We start from the raw sequence: 22,326 nt of genomic DNA on the forward strand, positions 1-22,326 counted from the left end.
CTCGACTTTTTTTGACGCTTTTATTGATTTTAACTATTTTACACTTATTCGGATATTTACAAAACCGGGATGCTCCCAATTCAAATGGTCTAGTGGCAGAAGTTTGAGCGTAAGTTAAAACACCAAAACTTGTAATTAATACAAAAACAATAAAGGCAATAATCAGATAGTTTTTTTTCATTTATTTAGCCGTAAATAATTTAGTTATGATACCATATAAGCCGAAAAATAACTCTCAAAAATCATGAATTTTAGTCGGTTGCTCTCGGTAATTGCCATGCTTTCGATCGCAGGCTGCAATATCCAAACGCCACAAACCAACACACAGCCTACAGAAAGTCGATCGCCAATAGCAACCCCTGTTCCAGCCAAACCAAAGTCTGAGATCAAAGAAGCAACACTAATTGCTGTCGGCGACATCATGATGCACAGTACCCAAACGCGATCGGGCTACGACGCAAAAAATAAAACCTACAATTTTGACAATTTCTTCGCACCAGTTAAAAGTATCCTCTCAACAGGCGATTGGGTGATCGGAAATCTCGAAACACCTTTAGCGGGGGAAGATGCGGGCGGATATACGGGATATCCGCTATTTAACGCACCGGCTCAATTAGCGGATGCGACTAAAAAAGCCGGATTTAATATCTTGACAACCGCCAACAATCATGCTTTAGACCGTGGAGAAAAAGGGGTAATTAGGACGATCGCCAATCTGAGCGATCGCCAAATTGCTTCCATAGGAACAGCCACATCAGCCGCCGAGGCTTCACGCACTTTTATCAGCACCAAAAACAACATTTCATTAGCCAAGCTAGCCTACACCTACGGCACAAACGGCATTCCCATACCCAAAGGCAAAGATTACTTAGTTTCCCTAATCGACGAAAAAAAGATAGTCAAAGACATAGCCAAAGCCCGCAAACAAGGAGCAGATATTATCGCAATTTCCCTGCATTTTGGCGATGAATATCAGCGACAGCCAAATACCCAACAAAAACAATTAGTGGAAAACCTATTAAAAGCTGGTGCAGACATCATTCTCGGCAGCCATCCCCACGTCGTCCAACCTTACAAAATTTTTAACTTCCCCGGCAAAAATGGCAAAACTCGCAAAGCTGTAGCAATTTATTCAATGGGAAACTTCATTTCCGGTCAGAATAAAAAATATAGAGACTTAGGCGTAATTTTGCAAGTAAATATTCGCAAAACATTGCCCCAAAAAACCACAGAAATTACCAGCATCAAAACCTTTCCGACCTGGGTACACCGCTATACTTTGAACAATAAAACGAACTATCGCGTTTTGCCCTTAGAAACAACTGTCAGCCAGAAAAAAGATGCACTACTAGCAACTTCACAGTATCCTGTTTTATCAAAATATTTGCAGGATATGAACAATCATCTTAACTCTTTGAATAGTCCGAAAAAATCAAAATGATTTGGCATTGACAATTGGGAATTGGGCATTGGTGATGGGAATTGGAGGCCTAGCCGAGCGATTTGTATCCCCAGGCAGTGCCCATTGCTAAGGTAACAGCTTAAGCTAGGGAAGCATTTGTCAATCAGAAATTATGCTCATAATTTACTCAAGTTTTTGGTAGAAAACTTAGATTTGGGCGATCGAACAATCATGCTGAATCTTCAGCAAATAAATTTACCCAAGCTTGGATATCCTTTCCAATCTGTGCGAAAGGGGCAGCAGAATAGCGCGTCATATCAACTCCGCTAGCATCGAATTGTAAAATCGAATCAACAGTCAATACTCAACTATCATTCAGTTTTCCGACCCCTCCTTCAACAGTCAACAGTCAACAGTCAACAGTCAACAGTCAACAGTCAACAGCCAACAGTCAACAGTCAACAATAATTCCGGTGCAACCGGAATTGAGCTTAATTGACCCCTAATAAGCTTTGGAAGCAATCATGTATCCAAAGGAAGAGGGTGTAATGGAGTAGAGCGAGTTTTCTTTTTGTGATTATATTCTTCCGATACGCCAAGATAATCTGAGGGTTGATATCTGCCAAATATCTCAGCGAAAATATTAGGCAGTTTTCGATAAGGAGAAACACCCATATCTTTAAGCGTAAGGATTCAGGTGAAAAATAGTCGATCGCTCGCCGAAAAATATGGTAATGTAGTCAGATGAGCGAACAACCAGAGTTATCAGCAGCACTAAAATTAGGAAAAGTGGAGCAGTTGAGCCGCGAGGAACTAGTCCTAATTGTGCTGACTCAACAGAAGCTGATTGACAAACTACAAGCAGAACTCGAAAAGCTCAAAGACAGACAGCCCACCAATAGCAAAACATCATCGAAACCCCCATCGAGCGATCTGATACAGAAATCAGAGACAGTCCCTGTCGAAAGCTCAAAAGCATCAGAAACAGAACCCAAGCGTAAACCAGGAGGACAGCCGGGACATCTGGGTAAAACCCGAAAAGGATTTGGGCGAGTAGATAGGTATCAAATCAGCACTCCTGACTCATGCTCGCATTGTGGTAGCAGAGAATTAAGTGACGCTATTGGCTATAGCTCGCAGCAAGTAGCGTGTAAAGCCAGCCAAACCAATTGAAGTGGTGGAATATCAACGAGTCAAATGTCAATGCCTCGAATGTGGAGCAATAACGCTCGCAGCACACACAAACGGCATCGTGCCAGGACAAGACTTAAGCATCAACCTACAAGCATTATTGGTATGGCTAGGTAATTATGGACATATGTCCTATGAAAAGCAACAAGAATTTCTGCGAGAATTAGGTGGAATTGAAATTGGGATAGGCACATTACAAGCTACAAATGCGCGGGTAGCCGATGTTGTAAAGTCTGCCGTTGAAGACTTATGGAAATGGGCACCTTTACAAGCTAACGTCCATGTCGATGAAACCCCGTGGTGTGTCAAGGGAGTCAAAGAATGGTTATGGACAGCCACTGGTCAAAATTTTTGCCTGTTTCATGCTGCCGACACTCGCAGTCGCTCAGAATTAGAAACCATGCTGGGGCATGAATTTGCAGGAGTGTTGAGTTCTGATGATTTTAGCGTATATAACGGTGTTGAGGTGGGAGCGCAGCAGAAATGTTTAGCCCATCTACGACGACATTTTAAGAAAGTTCTGCTTCTGGGCCACGGTAACAACACAGTAGTTGCGTCTGCGTTCTTGGATTTAATTGATGAGGCATTTCGACAACATCGAAAATGGCGCTCTCACCCCGAAGAAATCGATTATTATGCTTGGGCGAGGGACTTTAAGACCAGACTGGCAGCATTGTTAAATACTTGGCAAGGTCATGTTGGTCATGCTGCGGGACTTTTACTGCGCTCGTTACGTGAGAAAGCGCACCAATGGTGGTATTTTTTAGACCACCCATCCATCCCTCCTGACAATAATTTAGCGGAACGTTCTCTACGATTAGCCGTGACTAAACGTAAGGTATCTGGTGGTTCCCGATCGATGTCTCGGTTTGAACAAACTGCTGATTTGTTATCAGTGATTCAGACTTGTCGGTTTCAAGGTAAAAGTGCAATGGCTTTTTTTCGTGATGCTCTATCTGCCCATTCTTGTAACTTTTTGATGCCTGCTCTGATTCCCCAGTCTTAGACCTGAATCCTTACCTTTAAGCATGATGTCAATATATTGTTGAAAGCGAGTATTAATCGCACAGGATCGCGAAGGTTCAAATTGAATATTTGCGCGTTTCCACTCGCGGATATATTCAATACTTTTTTCCATATTTTCGCAGGAAGGTAACTCAAGTTCACCACGCAAGTAAGCACATAGCCATTGTGTGGCAATTTCGACTGCTGGCACGTGCATATATCCATGATTGAACCCAGCAAAGGCAATGCCAGGAATGCGAGGATGAAGCAAGTGACGATATAACTGCACGCCATCGGGTTCGATTTCCAACATTTTTCGATATTTATCAGGCAAAAATGGAAAAATCGGCGTTTGCGAACCCAAAGATAGAACAACTAAATCGCATGGAATCTCGCAACCATTTTTCAACTTTACTGCTTCTGGCGAAAAACCAGATAATTCTGCACGGCGGGGCGAGATTTTTCCTTCTGCAATAAACGGATAGTAATCTTCAGGCGCAACCGCTGTGGCTGAACGTAAATCATGCAATAGTTTGTGGTCTGGTTGTACAGCTTTGATTCGACCCTGGGCGGCTTGGTCTTTTCCAGAAACATTTCGCTGAACTTGAAAGCGGAAGATGGATGCAATCAAATCCCAAAAAGCTGAAACAATGAAGCCAAGGCGATTGTGCAGGAAACGTTCAATGGCGGTTGGATGTGCCCAACTTGTCATCATCACTGTTCCAAAACGGCTGAATAATGGGTAGGTAAAATGTACGCCCAAAATCCATTCGGGGATAAGCCAGCGCGGTGTACGAAATACATGATTTACTTGCGCGCCTTGTTTTGCTGCGAAAGTCGCCATGTCCAAGGCGCTCTTTCCGAAGCCAACGATTACAACTCGTTGATTATCGAATATATCAAGCGTGTGGACATCCCGTTCAGTGATGATTTTCCCGCCGAAATCTTCGATACCTGGAAATTCAGGTTTATACTTTCCTTCTGTATATTGCCCAACTGAGATAACGACGTATCCAAATAATTGTTCGTGAACGCCATCCTGGTTTTTATATCTTAATAGCCAGCCCTCTTCTGTTTCTTTTAGTTCGATAACTTCGTGATTTAACCGCACATCAAGCTTTAGATGGTTGACCGCTTGCTCCCAATAATTCAGGATTTGTTCTTCCGTGGGATGTAAATCAGGCGTGAAGGGCCACGGAAAATCTGATAAATGATACTGTTCTCCGATATTTTGCAGGTGTATGTTTGCGTATGCAACTGCCCATACTCCGCCCATCTTTTCGGATTTCTCAAAAACAACTGCTTGGAAGCCATTTTTCTGGAGAATATGGGCTGTCGTAATGCCTAATATTCCCGCGCCAATAATGGCAATTGGCATACCGTTTTTGTATTGCATATATTTGAGTCTCCTGATTGGGTATGGTTATTAGAGTAATTTTGCTGAGGTAGTGACAAAAAAACGGAAAGCCTTGCACTGAGAAGGGTTTAAATCGATCGCTCTCAAAAAGACAGAGGCGTTGTCACCCCGTCAGATCGGCGACCTTAACCCCAACTGCTGATAGTAGCTTAGTTGGTTATAAACGCTTGGGGGAGAGGAATCCTTGCAGTCTGGCTGCTACAACCTCAGTTGAGGCTAGCTGGCACAGTCCGATCGCCCCAAGGATGTAACTAATAACTAATAACTAATAACGGCTTAATTAACCAAGCGATCGCCCCTTCAGCATCAGCAACCTGCTCAACATCGGGAATCGGCGGCCGCTGCACCATCACAACCGGAATTCCCAGTTCCCTAGCCGCGACAATTTTGGCATAAGTAGCATCACCGTCGCTGTTTTTACTCACAATTTTATCAATTTGATATTTTAATAGTAATTGCCGCTCGTCTTCCAATCAAAAAGGCTCCCTTACTAATAACAATTTACCATTAGGTACAGGAGTATTTAGTGCAGGAGGAGCGATCGCCCGCATCAAAAACCAAATAGTCACTGATGTAGGGTGCGTCAGGGAGAACGATATTATCCGAAATCAGGGCATCGCAGTCCCGTTTCCCTACAAATCGGGCGATCGTTACATCCGATTCGGTTGATTTTACCCGTTACCCGAAATTATGGCGCCGCAGTGCTGTTTTCCTACAATTAACCGGGCGATCGTTAGATCCATCCGATCGCGCGATCGCCCAGAACTCCGTAAGATTATGATAGAGTTCTTTTCTATAATTCTCACAGTGAGGACAAACTATTCTTGACGCTAAAACACGAGCGTCGAAAGTAAATTTATCCCTCAATTTGAGTACAAGTTTCTACCTTGACTCCAGGCAAGTCTAATGGATAGTCTAAATGAAAATTCATCACTCTAACTGTATTGATTGCTATATTTTACGCCCTAAACTCAGAAAAGCCTGGGAGCGTGTCACTTTTGCGATGAGTATTTATACCCGAACATTTTTTCGCTTACCAATTAAGCCATTTAAGTAAGCACATCGATGAGCCAATACCTGCCCAATATGTTCTGATTTCCAACTTGCTCCAGATATTTTAATTCGTCTAGCTATTTGCTTAATTCCTGATTCTACTGCGTCAGAGCCAATTGAACATATTTCATCTATGAAGGAAAACTTCGTAATTAATAATTCTTTCTTGGTGCTTTTCCTTCATATTTGCAAAAATTAACTGGTGGTTGTTTCTTTAACTCTGTAAATAGTGCTTTTGCACTTTTTACATTTCCTTTCCATAAATATGTTTCTGCTTGCTTCAATCGCTTAATTGAACCGCCTACTTTCTGAATATTTTCATTCAAATGATACCAGTCCAAAATTTCTCTTCTGTCCTGTTCACAACTAATTTCCTTGAATATATTCCATACGCCATCATGTCCATCACCTAAACAAGTTACAGCTTTTGCTAGTGGCTGTTGATTTGCCCAATTAACGATCATCTCATTTTGATCGAAACTGGCTACTATGCCTGCTTCCGACACAATTGCTTTATAGTCTTTCCACTCGGATTTTTCTCCGAGTGGTGTTATCAATCGTGCTTTTCCACCGTCTGCACTTAACTCGGTAATATCTGGTGTTGCTACAGGCTGCTCAAATTTTTGATAATCTACTAATATGAGTTGTGTCTTCGCTGGAACCGTAATCCCTGTTATATATTCAATATCTTTGGCTGCATTTTGATATGCAACATTAGCACTCAGTCTTAAACAACAGTTTTCTAAAGGTGGACTCAATCTACTCCCACTCCCACACCCTAGTTTATCTGCTTGCTTTTGGGTTATGCTTAAATCACCTAATGTACTTTTTAATCTCTTTACCCTTCCTGCTTTTGTCCCGCTCGCTGAGTAGATAAAAAAAATCCGATCTGCGGTGTCACATGAGTTAACACCTTATCTTTAACCGCGATCTCGATATCTTCTAATGTTTTCAACGATTCCGGATCACAATCAGCATACAGGATTGCCGAAATAGCCTCTACATATGTTTGAATCGCCTGTGGTTGTTCGGGAGTCATCGTTAAATCGCCACTAATTAAGACATCATTATTTTCGCCGATTTTCCCCAGAGTAAGAGCATCTCAATCATGCTTGACAAAAGCACTTGAGAATTTGCATCATATAGTCATTTTTCATCGCCGCCCGTTTGATTTTTTGTCGCAGGCTACGCTGGAGAGTTGTTTCTTGGTTAACCGCCGGCCAGCGCGAGCCGTCTTACCAGAGGGAAGTTCTGAGGACTGTTTAACGAGCGAATCCGGGATTTATCTTCATTAAAAGTCACATCTAAACTCCAATGAACTTGGTTTTCAATGCTCCAATGTTGACGAATAACACGACCATTTAGCTGGGCGTCTACTGGTAAAGAACTTAGGTAAAACTGTACCTCGTGCGTAGTTTTTTTCCACAGATGACGAACTCTTTCGACGATAACAATAGTGCGCAAGCCTGCCCATTGCTCTTGCTTGTAAATTCCTCCCAGTTTGGCAACTGATACCGCCCAGAATTTTCGAGTTTCAAGGCGATGATGTCCCTTTTCGGTTCGGGAATCATAACTGATTTCAATTCCCATAAATTCCTGAGTTTTTGCCGTTTCAAACCAGTCTTTAACTTGATGATAAAGAGTGGGATGATTGCTTTTTAGTGCCACGACATAATCAGCTTTTTTCTGACGAATTAGTCAGACTATTTCTGTTTGAGTCCCCATCGCATCAATGGTGATAATCGCTCCGGCAATGTCGATTAGTTCTAGTAGGGCTGGAATTGCTGTAATTTCATTGGAATGGTCTTCTACTTTGACTTGCCCGAGTACCAAACGCTGTTCGCTCGCCCAAGCTGTCACTAAATGTAAGTTTTTTAAACCTTTCTCTCGATCGTAGGAACCTCGCAAACTTTTGCCATCTATGGGGATAATTTCTTGGAAGACTGAACCCATAATTTGTTGCAACCATTGCGATAACTTCTGCTCTAAAACTTTCGGGTCTAGCTTTTCAAACACCTGACGAAATGTATCATCGCTGGGGATGCCATTGGGTAACTCTAAAAATTCTTCTAACCATTGCTGCTTGCTGAGTCCATAATTTTCGATGTCTTCCCACCCCTGAGCTCCTGCGATCGTAGCTAATATGGTAATGACCAGAATGTCTTTAAGTAAATGTTGTTTTGTTCGGTCTACTCTCGGATCTGATATGTCATCAAAATAAGTTGATAAGCAAGCTTGTAAATATTGCATGGATAGCGGTTGAGACCTGTCGGGTTTCGGTGATGATTTTGCCTCATTCACAACACGATCGAATTCTTTCTAAGAATGATTTTTTCTCACCATTCGTGACACAGATGAAGCACTATTATAGAACCCATTTGACATCTTTGAGGCTGCGAGTCGAGCGCCCGTTGTCTGTCGAGCGTCAAAATATCTCAAATGGGTTCAAAGAACCGCTATTGACAGGATGCTATTTTATATCTTGCCCTTTTTGTTAAGTACAATTTATACCAAATTAGATGAGCTTACCCTGCGATTTTGCCAACAATAGCTCAAAACCTTTGCCCCAGTCATTTTTAGTATTTATACTTATCGCAAAAGTGACACGCTCCCGAAAAGCCTTTCCTTCTGGCTCCTGCCTTCTGCCTCAAAACTCCAATTTCTAGCTTGGCTGCTTTCATTGAAATTCTCCCTACATATCTTCGGGATCTGGTGCGATCGCCAGATCAACAAAATTGCTGTAGGGAAAGCGTACTACCGTTTCCTGACTGCCCTTTTCTTACCCGCAGTTTTTTTAAAGTCGCATAAATTTTCAGTAAATACCGATCTACACACTCGCCCAACCCAAAGTTAAAATATACTCAACAAAAAATAGCTCCTCCTAGCTGTTTTTTGGGCCAGCTAAGTATCAGGGAGTGCATCTACGTGTCAATAAATAAAACGCTCAAAGGCAGAGCCACTATACCTGCCGCAGGTTTTACAATGATTGAGCTATTGATAATTATTTTAATCATAGGAATATTTTGTGCGATCGTCGCCCCCTCTTGGCTAATGTTTATCAACAATCACCGTTTAAAGCTATCGCTCGATCGAGCTTATTGGGCAATGGAACTTGCCCGCAGCAACGCCAAACGCGACAAAACCTCATGGCAAGCCAGCTTCAAACAAGTCGGAGAAAATGTACAGGTAGCAATTCATAAATCCGACATTTCCCCAGCCCAAGTACCAGCAAACCAATGGAAAAGCTTAGAATCGCAAATTCAGATAAACACAAATGATACAACATTGCTCCCAATCAATGATCAAAATGAACACAAAGAAAATGGAACAATTCGGCGAGCCATGTTCAATTTCCAAGGCTGCCCCGTATACAAAATCAGCGACGAGTGCGGCCTAACAAATCATCGAGCAAAAGGAAACCTCACACTATCTCATCCTAATCTCAAAAATGGCGATCGCTGCGTCATAATCTCTACAATTTTAGGACATACACGCACCTCCAAAAGACAAAGCAAACCCAATGACAAAAATCGATACTGTTACTGAATTCAGATGACCCACAGTCAGGACACGGCAGCGCCGTTTCCCTACAAATCGGGCATGGTTACATCCGAGCATCGGGCGATCGATTATTTTGGGGCGCAAGAAACAGCATTGCCGTTATTTTGGGGCGCAAGAAACGGCATTGCCGTGTCCTCAATAGTCCTGTTGTCGATCGTTACATTCGATCGCGCGCTCAATTTTCTTGAGGTAGGGAAACGGCACTGCCGTCTCCTCAAGAGCCCTGTGGTCGATCGTTATATTCGAGATCAATTCCTGACGCCACATCTCAGATATAATCAACTACTTCTTACTCGGCGCAATCTTCTCAATAGAAATCAGCGCCTCCATCACCGACTCCACAATCGGCGCCGCCACCGTACCCCCCGAAGAACCCTCCTTCGGCTCATCAATCACCGCCAAAACCACATACCGAGGAGCCTCCACAGGCATGATCCCCACAAAGCTAGTAATAATCGCCTTGTCAGAATAACCCCCACCAGCATTAGCTTTTTGAGCCGTGCCCGTTTTTCCAGCAATCCGATACCCAGGAATTTGTGCAGCTTTCCCCGTACCACCATCAACCACAGTTTCCATCATTTCTAACACCTTCTTAGTAGTTTCCGGCGAAAAAACCTGCTTTGGAACCGCCCTCGGAAGCTTCCAATAAGCTCCACCTTCCCTATCAAAAAGCCCCCGCACAACGTGAGGAGTCACTAACTTGCCACCGTTAGCCAAAGCTCCATTAAGCTGCACCAACTGCATCGGAGTAATTGAAAAACCTTGCCCAAAAGCCGTAGTAGCAACTTCCACCGGAGAGTTAATAAATTGCTCTCGATTTTTAAGCTGACTGGTTACTTCAAAAGGTAAATCTGTTCCCGCAGTTTGTCCGAGTCCGAGTTTTTCTAAAGCTTGATAGTAAAGAGAAGCTTTCATACTTCTCATTACGTGCACCATCCCCACATTGCTAGAATGTTTCAAAATCTCAGTAACAGTCGAAGGGCCGCGCGCGCCTACGACTTTATAATCGGAATTTTGGATAGTCCAGCCATCCATGTAAATCCGACCTTCGTCCTTAAAGACAGTATTAGGTTTCACCGCACCCGCTTCCAGAGCGATCGCCACATTAATCGCTTTAAAAGTCGAACCAGGCTCATAAACATCAGTTACAGCCCAATTTTTATAGCGCGACAAATCGAAATTAAAATATTGATTCGGGTCATAAGAAGGTTCCGCTACAACTGACAGCAATTCTCCGTTACGGGCATCCATCACAATCACTGTGCCCCGCTTCGCATCGTGTTGCTTCATTTTTTCCTTGAGGGCAACTCGGGCAGCCCGCTGCAAGCGACTGTCGATCGTCAGTTGCAATTTCAAGTCATCAAGCTGCACAAATCCCGCCGTCAGGCGATCGGGAACCCAATTCCCATTGCTCGACCTGCTAAACTGAATCGACGGCATCGATCGTTCCAACAAATTCTGCTGGCTGTATTCCACCCCGGCTTGTCCCTTCCGTTCCCCGTCCACATAACCGAGGATATCCGCCGCCAACTCCTGCTGCGGGTAAAAACGCTGCTGCTGCCGCAGCAACTCCAAGCCATCGACCAGACTCTCTTTAATTTGCATCTGAGCGACGCGATCGGCAACCTCTTGAGGCAGAGAGTCAGCAATTGTAATACCGCTTTCAGCAAGATTAAACCTGCGTATCAATTCAGTTTCCGACGTAGTGCCCGGACTCAGTTCGATCGCCAGCATCGGAGCCAACTTAGCAGCAATTTCCGCCTTCGAGTGGTTAAACAACTTCGGGTGAGCGTAGAGCGTGTACACCTGTCTGTCGATCGCCAAAACATTTCCTGCGCGGTCAATTATCGGGCGTCTCGGTACAAACGGCTTCGTTTTGAGAGTTTGCTGCTGCTCGGCCTGTTTACGTAGCGCCGGAGCTCGCGTCACCTGCAAATAAAACAAATTCACAGCCAGCCCCAGCCCCCCCAGCATCAACACCGCCCACACGGCCCACAAACGGAACTTGCTGCGCTTTAAACGCTCCACCGGTCGTCCCCAAGATGAGGCCGTCTGTTGTGGCGAGCGGCCGAAACTGCCCGAAGATCTAGGTTTGGCTGGTTTTTCCCACCCAGTGCGAGCGCCCGCCTGTTTTGTGCGTTTGAAATTCGGCGATCTGTAGCGGTCAAAACGGGGGTCGTAGCTCATGGCATTAAAAATTCAATAGCAAGTTAGAGCGTTTTAGAATTTATAATTTATAACTTAAATTTTAAAAGATAAAATTTACAACTTGGGAATGAGCAGGGTTGGCTTCACACCTACAGTTGGATTCTGTTTTTTTAAGGGGTCTTATTATTTTTAATCTGTAACTTCCGGTTGAAAGCAGAAAATTGCTCGCGACTTGCAAAAAAGTCAAAAAGGAAATTACACCTCGAATTTTCAGGCCCTCGGACACTCAGGCCCTCGGGCGCTCTCCGCTTTGACACAGGTTTAATAGCCCAGCGGTGTTTCCACACCGGCTCCCTTCTTGAGAGCGGGTTCAGAATTTGGTGCCGCGACGGGCGATCGAGTTTCAGGGGCCGGCTGCAAGAAAATCGTGTCCCCAGGATTCTGCGGAGCCAAACCGGTTTCGGGATTTTGGGCTTCTTTAGCAAGTTGGTGTTTCAAAACTTCGCTAGCAGCACTCAACTGCTGTTCTTGGAGGCGCAGAGTTTCCAGTTTTTGATAATCCTGACTCCAGCGCTGCTCGCCGTAAACTGTCAAGCCGTAGAGACTCAGAGCGCCGCCCAAAAGCATAACTGCTGCCACTGAGGAGGCGCGCTGTGCCTGCAGGAGCGATCGCAACCACACTGGCTGCTGCTGGCGTTCAGGCAAGACTTTCAGCACTGATGCGGACAATCGAGTCTGAGCCTGTTCGTCGGCTGGCGAGTAGTTGGGCAATACCGGCCCTGTCTTCGCCCGCCTAGCTCGGGCAATAGAAGTAACTTTGCTTTTGGCTGCGCCAGCAGCGGGCTTGCGGGTCGATCGGGAGCGGGGAGAATCCGGGGATCTGATAGCAGCGGTCATAAAGTTCACCAATACGTAAAGTGGGGTAGCTTCAGCTTGATTGAGGTTAAGAGTTTTTTGTCTCCCAGATCGCCAGTGGTGGCTATCTGCGTTTGATCGGTTATCCTTACCAAGGATACCTCACAAGCCAACCAACCCATCCTACCACTGGTCTCTTTGACTTCAGGATTTGCCAAAAAAAAGAAATCTTTGCTGGTTAGCCATAATCTATGTGAAATTTATTAATAAATGCAGTATTGTAATCAACGAGCGAATCGTTGAGCTATTCGTGCCAGCATTGTTTCTCAAGTACACTATTCCCTTCCTTGCGATGGGTTTTCAATGTTAAGGAGTTTTTATGAACAAGGGATTAATTCGTTTGACTTTGGTAGTGGCCTTGGCAGCAGCCCTCGGCGCCTGCGGCGATGGCACTACTACTCCGGGCAGCACTAGCCCCTCTCCGGACGGCACTGGCACTACTACTCCTCCTCCTGTTTCTTCTCCATCTCCAAAGGCTACTCCAACTACTAGCCCTGCCCCTGCTCCTAAAAAGACTCCCTAACTAGGGCTATCCCGGAGTTGGTTCCCAACGAGCCTAGCCTCGGGGTGAAAAATGGTTCGCTCCTCGCATTTTTTCATCTCATCGGTCTAGGTCTCAAGTTGGGTGGTAGTGATTGTCTGATGCTTTTACTACTAAAGTTCAGTGCGTCCCTTACAGCAGCAAAGTCCGCTGATTCGCTGCGTTACAAGAACATTCCTTTTCAAGTAGAAAATTTGACTCCCGGCCTGCACGTTTTGAAACTCAAGCCTGTGACAGGATGTTTGAGGACATTGCCAGTGCAGCTGCCTCAACTGAATATCAACCGGAGGCAAGCGAGACTCGACGCAAATTTTGCACTCGATCGAGTCTCGCTTGCTTTCCCCGCCACTGTTCCCACAGACGAGAGGAAAGCAAGCAGAGACTTGGATGCTCGAAAACTGGCGAGATGAAAGCATCGGCATTGCTACTCGATTTGTTGACTACGAGTTTCGCGCCGGTGCGGGCAAGCACATCGACCCGTCTGTTTTAAGCCAGTTTAGTGATTCAATTGGCGTCGCGCCAGTTCGGTATTAACCCTGCCTAGGCAAAACTCGCTCCTGTTGCGCCTGAGTGGTGCTTTAAACCTATTGCACCGTCGCTGGTAGGCGAGGCCTTGAGCATGGCAGATATGGCTTGCTGCTGTCGCCACGCTGAGTCCTTTAGCTTTCATTTCTCAATATCGAGTTAAGCATCCTTAGCTGTTTGAGGGTATTGCCCAAATTCACTGGCTTTGTGGGCCAACCCAGCCTCTGGGATGTGAAAGTCTACCGATCGGGCGATCTTCCCTGTGGTAAAATTCCAGGTAAACTATTAACTGTTGCCCAACACTTACAAGGTTGACCCTCCTGCAGCGGCCAATCGACAAGAGTTTGAAAAGTTCTGTTATCACATATTTAATAATAAGTCAAGGAAATTTGGGAAAAATATAAATTTTTCAATTTGTTTTAATATTTCTATACTTAGATGTTAGCAGTAAAACCCCAGCTCTGCCGCCGGCAAGGCAACAGCCTGCTGTGTGTGCAAGGGCGCGCTAGAGCTGCAGCAGGCAAGATCATGCTAATCAGTGGTAGGATCAGCGATCAAAAATGTATCGAAATGTAAAGTGCAGCGCCGCTCTAGGTTTTGAAAGCCATTTAGTTAAAAGATTGAGGTAAGTAGTTTTATGCCCGCGACCGTCCCCTTTGAACAGATTGACCGCATTGTTTGGAATCAGCACCAGGATCCATTTGAAGTGCTAGGCCCTCACGCGATCGAAGAAAATGGCAAAAAAGTCTGGGCCGTCCGAGCTTATCTGCCGAATGCGGATGCGGTATCCGTAGTTTTGCCGGAGGCCAGGGCCGAATACCCGATGAAATCAGAGCATCACCCTCACTTTTTTGAATGTACGATCGACACCCCAGAACTAGCAAACTATCAATTGCGGGTCAAAGAAGGAGAACACGATCGCTTTATCTACGACCCCTACGCCTTTCGATCGCCCAAACTCACAGAATTTGACATTCACTTATTTTCAGAAGGCAACCACCACCGGATTTACGAAAAACTCGGGGCGCACCTCACCGAAGTAGGCGGCATCACAGGAGTATATTTTGCCGTTTGGGCTCCGAATGCTCGCAATGTCTCTGTTTTAGGAGATTTCAACTATTGGGACGGCCGCAAACATCAAATGCGGAAATCGCAAAACGGCATCTGGGAATTATTTATCCCGGGACTATCCGTGGGAACTTCCTACAAATACGAAGTGAAAAACCAAGACGGACATCCCTACGAAAAGTCCGACCCTTACGGTTTCCAGCAAGAAGTGCGGCCTAAAACAGCATCAATTGTCACGGACTTAGACACCTACACTTGGCACGACAGCGCTTGGATCGAAAAGCGGCGGCACACAGACCAACTGACGCAGCCGATTTCGGTTTACGAATGCCACATCGGTTCTTGGCTGCACGCCGCTACTGACGAACCCGCCGTTCTACCAAATGGGGAAATAGCACCCGCCGTGCAGGTTTCGGAACTCAATCCCGGGGCACGCTTTCTGACTTACCGAGAATTAGCCGATCGGCTGATACCCTACGTCAAAGATTTGGGATTCACTCATATCGAAATGCTGCCGATCGCCGAACATCCTTTCGACGGTTCTTGGGGCTATCAAGTCACCGGTTATTTCGCCCCAACCTCCCGCTACGGCACACCTGAAGATTTCATGTATTTTGTTGACCAGTGCCACGCCAACGGCATTGGCGTACTGGTGGACTGGGTACCGGGACATTTCCCGAAAGACGGCCACGGTTTGGCTTTCTTTGACGGAACTCACTTGTACGAACACGCCGACCCCCGCAAGGGCGAGCACAAAGAGTGGGGAACCCTAGTATTTAACTACGGCCGCAACGAAGTGCGGAATTTCCTAGTATCAAACGCTCTGTTCTGGTTTGACAAGTACCACATCGACGGGATTCGCGTAGATGCCGTAGCCTCGATGCTTTATTTGGATTACTGCCGCGAACCGGGAGAATGGCTGACCAACCAGTACGGGGGTCGGGAAAACATCGAGGCTGCAGATTTTCTGCGTCAGGCGAATCACGTCATTTTTAGCTATTTCCCAGGTGCGCTGTCGATCGCCGAAGAATCTACCTCTTGGCCGATGGTATCTTGGCCGACCTATGTAGGGGGTTTGGGTTTCAACCTGAAGTGGAACATGGGTTGGATGCACGATATGCTCGACTATTACCACATGGACCCGTGGTTTCGCCAGTTCCACCAGAACAACATAACTTTCAGTATGTGGTACAACCACAGCGAGAATTTCATGCTGGCTTTGTCCCACGATGAAGTAGTGCACGGCAAAGCCCACATCATCGGGAAAATGCCAGGAGATGAATGGCAAAAGTTTGCAAACGTGCGGTGTTTGTTTACTTTTATGTTTACTCATCCCGGAAAGAAAACGATCTTTATGGGGATGGAGTTCGGCCAGTGGCACGAGTGGAACGTTTGGGGGGATTTGCAGTGGCAGTTGCTGCAATTCGAGCCGCACCAAAAGTTGAAGCTGTTTTTTAAAGATTTGAACAATTTGTACCGCAGCGAAACGGCGCTTTACAGTCAAGATTTTGCTGAGGATGGGTTTGAGTGGATTGATTGCAGCGACAATCGACACAGCGTCGTGGCATTTGTGCGCCGAGAGAAGGATGGCGACGAGTTTGTGGTGACAGTGTGCAATTTTACGCCCCAGCCGCACTCTCACTATCGCGTAGGAGTGCCGGAACCTGGTTTCTATACGGAGTTGTTTAACAGCGACGCCCGGGAATACGGCGGTAGCAATATGGGGAATTTGGGGGGCAAGTGGACTGAGGAGTGGTGGTTCCACAACAGTGCTTATTCGATCGACTTGTGTTTGCCACCTTTGGGGGTGTTGATTTTAAAGCTTGATCGGGCAAAAACAACGGCAAAATCTCAAGAGTTTTAATTTGTGAGTGATGATAGTTTTGAGTTAAGAATCAAAGCTTTATTAAACCTAAAACTTTGAGGGTATTCAGAAACCCGGTTTCTTGGACAAACCGGGTTTTTTCTTTTTTGTTCTGGCAAAAGAAGGAAGTTATGCAACGGATTCGTTTCCTTCGGATTTAAAAAAATTAATATTAATTCCGGTTGCATCGGAATGATTTAACCGCAGAGTACGCAGAGTTCACAGAGGAAGAGAGAGATGAATAATTTCGATGCACACGGAAAGCATATAATAACTCTTCTAAATACTTAGGCTACCCCTCGAGTCCGATCGGCGGGGGAACCGCGAGGTTAAAAGTTCCAAATACTACCGCTAGGCGAGCGTACCTCTTACCAATTTTTAATTTCGAGTATCGGAAGCACCAAGATTATAAGAAACTTTTGACGGCTCAACTGTTACTACTTCCGAAATAGATTGTTCTGCTGCTACCTCTAAAGTTGGCAGTGGTAGATGCTTCATTTCCCAAACTTTCAGCAAAATTAGATATTCATAAAAAGCTTGCAGCGTGCACCAAGCCAATCCCGCTTGGCCGTCAAGAAATCCGCCAAGTAAAATATACATATAGAAAAAGCGCACCACAGGCCGCAAAGGCAAGCGCAAAGAAAAATCTTTCAAAGCGCGGCGCCTTTCCACCTCCGACGCGCCAAACAATAAACCCCACCAATTTACTTGACCTGCTTCTAATTGGCGGAGAGTTTCAGCCGCCTCGTCAGTCGAGTAGCGGTTGTGCTTTTCAATCCAGCGGGAAAGACCTTTGCTGCAAGTATAGTGAGGGTAAGTTTCCTTCAAAAAGTGAGTAGGCCCGTTGCAGACTTCGCGTTCAGTGTGACCGTAGTCAGTAAACCACACTCGGTCTTTGCGAAAGAGACGCATTTGATAGCGGGGATATTGAGTGCTGCGGCGAATCCAGCGCTCCATAAATATTACTTTTTCAGCTACGTAATAGCCGATATATTCTTGACTTTCGATCGCCTTTAAGCATTCAGCAAACAGTGCAGGCGTCATCCGCTCGTCAGCTTCGAGGATGTAAACCCATTCGTACTTGCACGGGACTTCTTGGAGCATCCAAGTCCGCTGGCGTCCGTGACTTTCAAAGCGGTGCTGCACTGTTTGCACGGCATAGTTCTGAACAATCTCAAGGGTGCGATCGGTGCTGAAAGAATCAACTACAATGATATCGTCACAAAGCAGTGCCGATTCAATGCAAGCGGCGATATCAATCTCTTCGTTGTAAGTCAGAATATAAATTGAGAACATTCCCAGCTTTCAGTAAGGGCAAACTATTGGGTAAACAAACTATTTCTCAGGGATGTCTCGACCAGCGCGATCCCTGCCAGCGCTGGTCAATTTTTGCGGCGGCCGAACCGCAGAATTCCCATGCTTCTCAATCCCGTCCAACCAACAGTAATGTAGCCGATCGCTAACAGCAAACTGGTGATTCCCGTCTGCAAACTCGAATTTCTCGATCGAGTTCTTAACTCTTTCTCTTTTTGTTGCTTGCGGGTGCGAATCTCGTTGCGAGCTTGAGTGGGAAGTGATTGAGCTTGCTGTTCCAAGAACTTGTCGAGGGCTTTCGGGTCATTTTTCGACTCCTGAAGCACAGCTTTCAATTCCTTGGGAACCTCTGGACTCTTGAGTGCTTCTTGCAGCTTCCCCTCGTCTTCCAGCAGCGCCCCTATCTGGGTGCGACGCTGGCTTTTGAGCTGTTCTACCTGAGCTTTAAATTGAGGGCTTTTAAGTTCTGCCTCAAGTTGACCTTCCGCTTCTCCCGCTTCTTGATCGACTTGAGCCAGAGCATCCTTGAGTTCCAAACGAGTATTGTTGAGGTGAACGGGAACCAGAGATAGGTAAACTAGACCTAACAAGCTGGAAATCAACAGCGCCCAGAATCGCAAGTCCAGCCAAACGTTGCGTCGCTCAATAGAGACTCCACTGCTGCTGTCCACCCAAAAGCCAGTCATCAGGAGGGCGATACCGATCAAAGGAATAATGCCCTTGTCAACTATCTGAGTTGCAGCAGTCAACTGCCAGCCTCGATTGAGAAGGTCTGAAGTTTCTCCCGGCAGCGACAGAACAATGCAGTCAAGCAAAGCAGAGAGAATCAAGATAATCCCGACTACTTTGAGAGTTCGAGCAGCTACTGAAGAAAATTGACGGCTATTACTTGCTTTCATAATTCGTGTTAGATAATTCTACACCTTTAGATTCAAGGGGGTAGTTGAGTGGATTTTGTTGAACGAGTTTAGCTATTTTCCACCAAAATAGCTGCTTCGGGTACCGAACTCGACTTTCCTCTGGGTTTTCACAGGCTGCGGTTGCGACCCAAAAGGTCGAGTTTCTGCACAGCTATATACAGTTGGACACAGGAGGCTGTGCGCTTCTGGGTTGGCTGTAAAGCTTGGTCAAGATTGCGCCCAGACACTGCAGCAAGCAACTGCTGGCTTCTTCTATAGTCTGACGAATCCAGCGTAAAGATGAGTTCTGCACGCTTGGGTTCGGTGCTTTTAACTAGCTTTCGCTCGCGCGGCGGTGTCAGAAATAATAGACACAGGAGGAGCGCGTTTCGTTGGGTTTCACCCCCCTAGGGCTCTCACTCCCCGATCGCCTGCCCGATGCGGTGGAACTCTCATCCCTTGTCTTATAGTAATTGATATAAGAGAGGGCGGGAATAAATAATTGTTTACCAACCTTTTTAACCTCTAATTACCAACAGCAGGATATGGCAGTTACCGATAGGCGACTACCTGTTTTTACTGGAAATTATGTTTTCTAAATTTGCTTCGTTTTCGGTAATATTTACTTATATAGTATGGCTTAAAAATTACGATTTACTAATTAAATTTTAGTCAGAGGTAAGTATTAATTAGTGGGAGATTGATTGATGAATTTTTAAATAACGAAACTGCAAAGTATCACATTTTTTGGTAGGATAATTTTGAGCGCTGTTCAAATTGGGTGGTAATGACTGCAATGATTTCTGATGTTTATACGTTGAGAGAACTTGAAAGATTGATCGCATCCGATCCGGACAAGTGGCGTCCGATCGTGTTTACTAACGGCTGCTTCGATATCCTGCACTGCGGTCACGTCCGCTATTTGCAGGCGGCAAAAAATTTGGGGCGATCGCTAGTGGTGGGCTTGAATAGCGACGCCAGCGTGCAAGCTATCAAACCGCAGCAGCCGGGATTGCCACCTCGCCCGATCGTACCGGAAAATCAGCGAGCCGAAGTGTTAGCCGCTCTCAAACCAGTAGACGCCGTAGTAATTTTTTCCGAGATTACAGCAACTAAACTGATAAATATCCTGAAGCCTGATATATACGTTAAAGGAGGCGACTATCAAGTCGAAACTCTGCCGGAAGCACCGGCCGTTATCGCCGGAGGTGGCAAGATTTCCTTAATCGAAATAGAAGTTCCGAGTTCTACCAGTGCGATCGTTAAACGCATTTTGCAACTAGGTACTTAACCATCGATCGAAAACAGCAAACAGTGAGCTAAACTCAGAAGTTGCCCCATCTAAAAATACTAAAGTGCGTGAAGCCAAGCTATCCCGTAGGGAATCGCTCGTACAACTTCATCCCAATTGCTAAGCAGGAGATAATTTTAATGGAACTCACAAGCAATAACACGATCGCGGAAATCCTAGAAAGACACAAAGCAGAGCTACTAGCAGACTGGCTCAAAGAACTGCAAAATACCGGGCTGCGGCGGGACGACTTGATGAGAGCCAAAGAATTGCGCTCCGAGTGTCAAGAGTTTCTGCAATTGCTCCACATTGCAGTCGGGCACGGTAACTTTAGCGACATCCAGACACCCGAATGGGAAAATATGCGGGTGTTGCTAGCAGAAGTTTCGCGATCGCGAGTTCAGAGAGGCTTTACTCCCTCAGAGATAGCGAGTTTCATTTTATGCTTCAAAAAGCCATTGTTCGATCGGCTTTGTCATGAACTGACAGAAAACCGCGACGCACTTGTCGAACAACTATGGCTTTCCACCAGTTTATTAGACCAGCTTGGCCTTTGGGTGACAGAAATTTTTCTCAAAGCTCGCGAAGAAGTCATTGAACGCCAGCAGCAAGAAATGCTCGAATTGTCAACACCCGTAGTCAAACTTTGGCAAGGCATTCTCGCTTTACCCATGATCGGGACTCTCGACAGTGCCCGCACTCAAATAGTCATGGAAACTCTGTTGCAGGAAATCATGGAAACCGGCTCCGAATTTGCGATTTTAGACATTACAGGCGTGCCGACTGTTGACACTTTAGTTGCTCAACATTTATTAAAAACTGTCGCTGCCGCCCGTTTAATGGGTACTGAGTGCATCATCAGTGGCATTCGCCCGCAAATAGCTCAAACTATAGTTCATTTAGGAGTTGACTTGCAGGATATTCTCACCAAAGCTACTTTAGCAGATGCTTTTAAAGTCGCTTTGCAGCGCCAAGGTTTAACTATAAGAAATATTCAAGAGGAAAGATAAAAAATATTGCCTCTTTGCCTAAAAATTTAAGTGAAAATTAAAATAGAGGTCAATTTGTGGAACGTATACCGATACTTCAAATGGGAGAATTTCTGCTAGTAACTATTCAAGTAGATATGCACGACCGCTTAGCGATGACGCTGCAAGACGACCTGACCAACCGCATTGTCAAAACAGGAGTCAAAGGTGTTTTAATAGAAATCTCTTCCCTGGAAATTGTCGATTCCTTTATAGGTCGCATTATCAACAATATCGCTAGTATGTCGCGAATTTTAGATGCTGAAACAGTTGTGGTCGGGATGCAGCCAGCAGTTGCGATTACCCTCGTTGAGTTGGGGCTTTCCCTGACAGGAGTTCGCACAGCTTTAAGCGTTGAAAAAGGCATGATTTTGTTGAGAAAATCCTTGGGTTTCTCTCCTGACGAGCAACCGTAAGCAGTCGATTAATTGTCTCATGACTGAGGTACAGGCAGTAAAAAAACCTAGTTTGTTTGGAGATACCTTGTTGACAAACTGAAGATTTCTGAGAACGGGGCTTACGCACTCAAGAGGGTTAAATCAAGGGTTTGAGATTGCTTCACTAGGTTCTCTATTGAGAGAAAATCGTAGTAAGTGCGTAAGTCCTATTAGGAGAAACTAAGTTGACGAGCGTAAGTCCTATATTTTGTGGAGAAGTTCTATTTTGGTACAGTAGCCGCCATGTCAAAACGTGAGACACTAGAAATCCGATCGTCATCCGATATAGTCCACGTCCGACAGCAAGTGCGAACTTGGGCTGTAGCAATGGGATTCGGTTTACTAGACCAAACGAAAATCGTTACCGCAGCCAGCGAACTCGCCCGCAATACTGTAGAGTACGGCAAAGGGGGAACTGTAACACTCGAAACGCTCCAATTAGGCACCCGCAAAGGGCTGAGGCTGATATTTGAAGACAAGGGTCCGGGAATTCCAGACATCGAATTGGCAATGACTGACGGTTATACTTCTAATCACGGTTTGGGTTTGGGGCTCAGTGGTTCCAAGCGGTTGATGCACGAATTTGAGATTGTTTCCAAAGTGGGTAAGGGAACTAAAATTGCGATCGTCCGCTGGCGGTGAGTAAGTAATACGATTTGAGAGTTGA

At 45.5% G+C, this 22,326-nt stretch carries 15 protein-coding genes and 5 pseudogenes; 11 read left to right on the plus strand and 9 right to left on the minus strand.

Annotated features, from left to right (window positions below; genetic code table 11):
* A pseudogene (locus tag QUB44_RS22950) lies at positions 1 to 181 on the minus strand (hypothetical protein); the annotation flags it as partial.
* A 63-nt stretch (positions 182 to 244) separates the two neighbouring features.
* On the opposite strand from QUB44_RS22950, the gene QUB44_RS22955 reads away from it, so the two are divergent.
* Positions 245 to 1,441, plus strand: a complete 1,197-nt coding sequence (locus QUB44_RS22955; protein WP_333371059.1) for a CapA family protein — start codon at positions 245 to 247, stop codon at positions 1,439 to 1,441.
* A gap of 705 nt (positions 1,442 to 2,146) precedes the next feature.
* Positions 2,147 to 3,599: pseudogene (gene tnpC / locus QUB44_RS22960) on the plus strand (IS66 family transposase).
* On the opposite strand, the gene QUB44_RS22965 reads toward tnpC, so the two are convergent.
* The 4 genes and pseudogenes from QUB44_RS22965 to QUB44_RS22980 all read right to left on the minus strand — a co-directional run bounded on the left by QUB44_RS22965 (position 3,546) and on the right by QUB44_RS22980 (position 8,318).
* Positions 3,546 to 4,994 (minus strand): NAD(P)/FAD-dependent oxidoreductase, encoded by a 1,449-nt coding sequence (locus tag QUB44_RS22965; RefSeq protein WP_333371061.1) that lies wholly within the window; start codon positions 4,992 to 4,994, stop codon positions 3,546 to 3,548. The pseudogene tnpC and the gene QUB44_RS22965 overlap by 54 nt on opposite strands.
* Before the next feature lie 272 nt (positions 4,995 to 5,266).
* A pseudogene (locus QUB44_RS22970) lies at positions 5,267 to 5,578 on the minus strand (precorrin-6A/cobalt-precorrin-6A reductase); the annotation flags it as partial.
* Positions 5,579 to 6,026: 448 nt separating this feature from the next.
* Positions 6,027 to 7,107 (minus strand): annotated as a pseudogene (locus QUB44_RS22975) (ISKra4 family transposase).
* 67 nt (positions 7,108 to 7,174) lie between these two features.
* A pseudogene (locus QUB44_RS22980) lies at positions 7,175 to 8,318 on the minus strand (ISAs1 family transposase).
* Between the two features lie 732 nt (positions 8,319 to 9,050).
* On the opposite strand from QUB44_RS22980, the gene QUB44_RS22985 reads away from it, so the two are divergent.
* Complete coding sequence (locus QUB44_RS22985; protein WP_333371063.1) at positions 9,051 to 9,614, plus strand: transcriptional regulator; 564 nt, start codon at positions 9,051 to 9,053, stop codon at positions 9,612 to 9,614.
* A gap of 297 nt (positions 9,615 to 9,911) precedes the next feature.
* On the opposite strand, the gene QUB44_RS22990 is transcribed toward QUB44_RS22985, so the two are convergent.
* Both QUB44_RS22990 and QUB44_RS22995 read right to left on the minus strand, forming a co-directional pair.
* Entirely contained in the window at positions 9,912 to 11,816 is a 1,905-nt protein-coding gene (locus QUB44_RS22990) for a penicillin-binding protein 2 (RefSeq protein WP_333371065.1), read from the minus strand.
* A gap of 282 nt (positions 11,817 to 12,098) precedes the next feature.
* Positions 12,099 to 12,674: a hypothetical protein gene (locus QUB44_RS22995; protein ID WP_333371067.1), complete on the minus strand. Its 576-nt coding sequence runs from the start codon at positions 12,672 to 12,674 to the stop codon at positions 12,099 to 12,101.
* A gap of 337 nt (positions 12,675 to 13,011) precedes the next feature.
* On the opposite strand from QUB44_RS22995, the gene QUB44_RS23000 reads away from it, so the two are divergent.
* The 4 genes from QUB44_RS23000 to glgB all read left to right on the plus strand — a co-directional run bounded on the left by QUB44_RS23000 (position 13,012) and on the right by glgB (position 16,690).
* Entirely contained in the window at positions 13,012 to 13,215 is a 204-nt protein-coding gene (locus tag QUB44_RS23000; protein WP_333371069.1) for a serine protease, read from the plus strand.
* Between the two features lie 119 nt (positions 13,216 to 13,334).
* Entirely contained in the window at positions 13,335 to 13,643 is a 309-nt protein-coding gene (locus tag QUB44_RS23005; RefSeq protein WP_333371071.1) for a hypothetical protein, read from the plus strand.
* Positions 13,621 to 13,767, plus strand: a complete 147-nt coding sequence (locus QUB44_RS23010; RefSeq protein ID WP_333371073.1) for a hypothetical protein — start codon at positions 13,621 to 13,623, stop codon at positions 13,765 to 13,767. Before QUB44_RS23005 ends, QUB44_RS23010 begins: the two co-directional genes overlap by 23 nt.
* Before the next feature lie 628 nt (positions 13,768 to 14,395).
* Positions 14,396 to 16,690 (plus strand): 1,4-alpha-glucan branching enzyme, encoded by a 2,295-nt coding sequence (glgB, locus tag QUB44_RS23015; RefSeq protein WP_333371075.1) that lies wholly within the window; start codon positions 14,396 to 14,398, stop codon positions 16,688 to 16,690.
* Positions 16,691 to 17,068: 378 nt separating this feature from the next.
* Here glgB and QUB44_RS23020 read toward each other — a convergent pair whose 3' ends face one another.
* Together QUB44_RS23020 and hpsJ-B are read right to left on the minus strand one after the other, a co-directional pair.
* Entirely contained in the window at positions 17,069 to 17,986 is a 918-nt protein-coding gene (locus QUB44_RS23020; RefSeq protein WP_333161493.1) for a glycosyltransferase family 2 protein, read from the minus strand.
* A gap of 86 nt (positions 17,987 to 18,072) precedes the next feature.
* Positions 18,073 to 18,903, minus strand: a complete 831-nt coding sequence (hpsJ-B, locus tag QUB44_RS23025) for a hormogonium polysaccharide biosynthesis protein HpsJ (protein WP_333371077.1) — start codon at positions 18,901 to 18,903, stop codon at positions 18,073 to 18,075.
* A 796-nt stretch (positions 18,904 to 19,699) separates the two neighbouring features.
* Between hpsJ-B and rfaE2 the strand changes: the two genes are divergently transcribed.
* The 4 genes from rfaE2 (at position 19,700) to QUB44_RS23045 (ending at position 22,301) form a co-directional block, all read left to right on the plus strand.
* Positions 19,700 to 20,194 carry a D-glycero-beta-D-manno-heptose 1-phosphate adenylyltransferase gene (rfaE2, locus tag QUB44_RS23030; protein WP_445243279.1) on the plus strand — a complete coding sequence of 165 codons (495 nt, stop codon included), beginning with the start codon at positions 19,700 to 19,702 and terminating at the stop codon, positions 20,192 to 20,194.
* A gap of 140 nt (positions 20,195 to 20,334) precedes the next feature.
* Positions 20,335 to 21,204: an STAS domain-containing protein gene (locus QUB44_RS23035; RefSeq protein WP_333371079.1), complete on the plus strand. Its 870-nt coding sequence runs from the start codon at positions 20,335 to 20,337 to the stop codon at positions 21,202 to 21,204.
* 56 nt (positions 21,205 to 21,260) lie between these two features.
* Positions 21,261 to 21,638 (plus strand): STAS domain-containing protein, encoded by a 378-nt coding sequence (locus QUB44_RS23040; RefSeq protein ID WP_242717860.1) that lies wholly within the window; start codon positions 21,261 to 21,263, stop codon positions 21,636 to 21,638.
* A gap of 264 nt (positions 21,639 to 21,902) precedes the next feature.
* Positions 21,903 to 22,301, plus strand: a complete 399-nt coding sequence (locus QUB44_RS23045; protein WP_333108114.1) for an anti-sigma regulatory factor — start codon at positions 21,903 to 21,905, stop codon at positions 22,299 to 22,301.
* The last annotated feature ends 25 nt before the right edge of the window (positions 22,302 to 22,326 follow it).

This window comes from Microcoleus sp. AT3-D2, assembly GCF_036705715.1.
In the GTDB taxonomy this organism is placed as follows: domain Bacteria; phylum Cyanobacteriota; class Cyanobacteriia; order Cyanobacteriales; family Microcoleaceae; genus Microcoleus.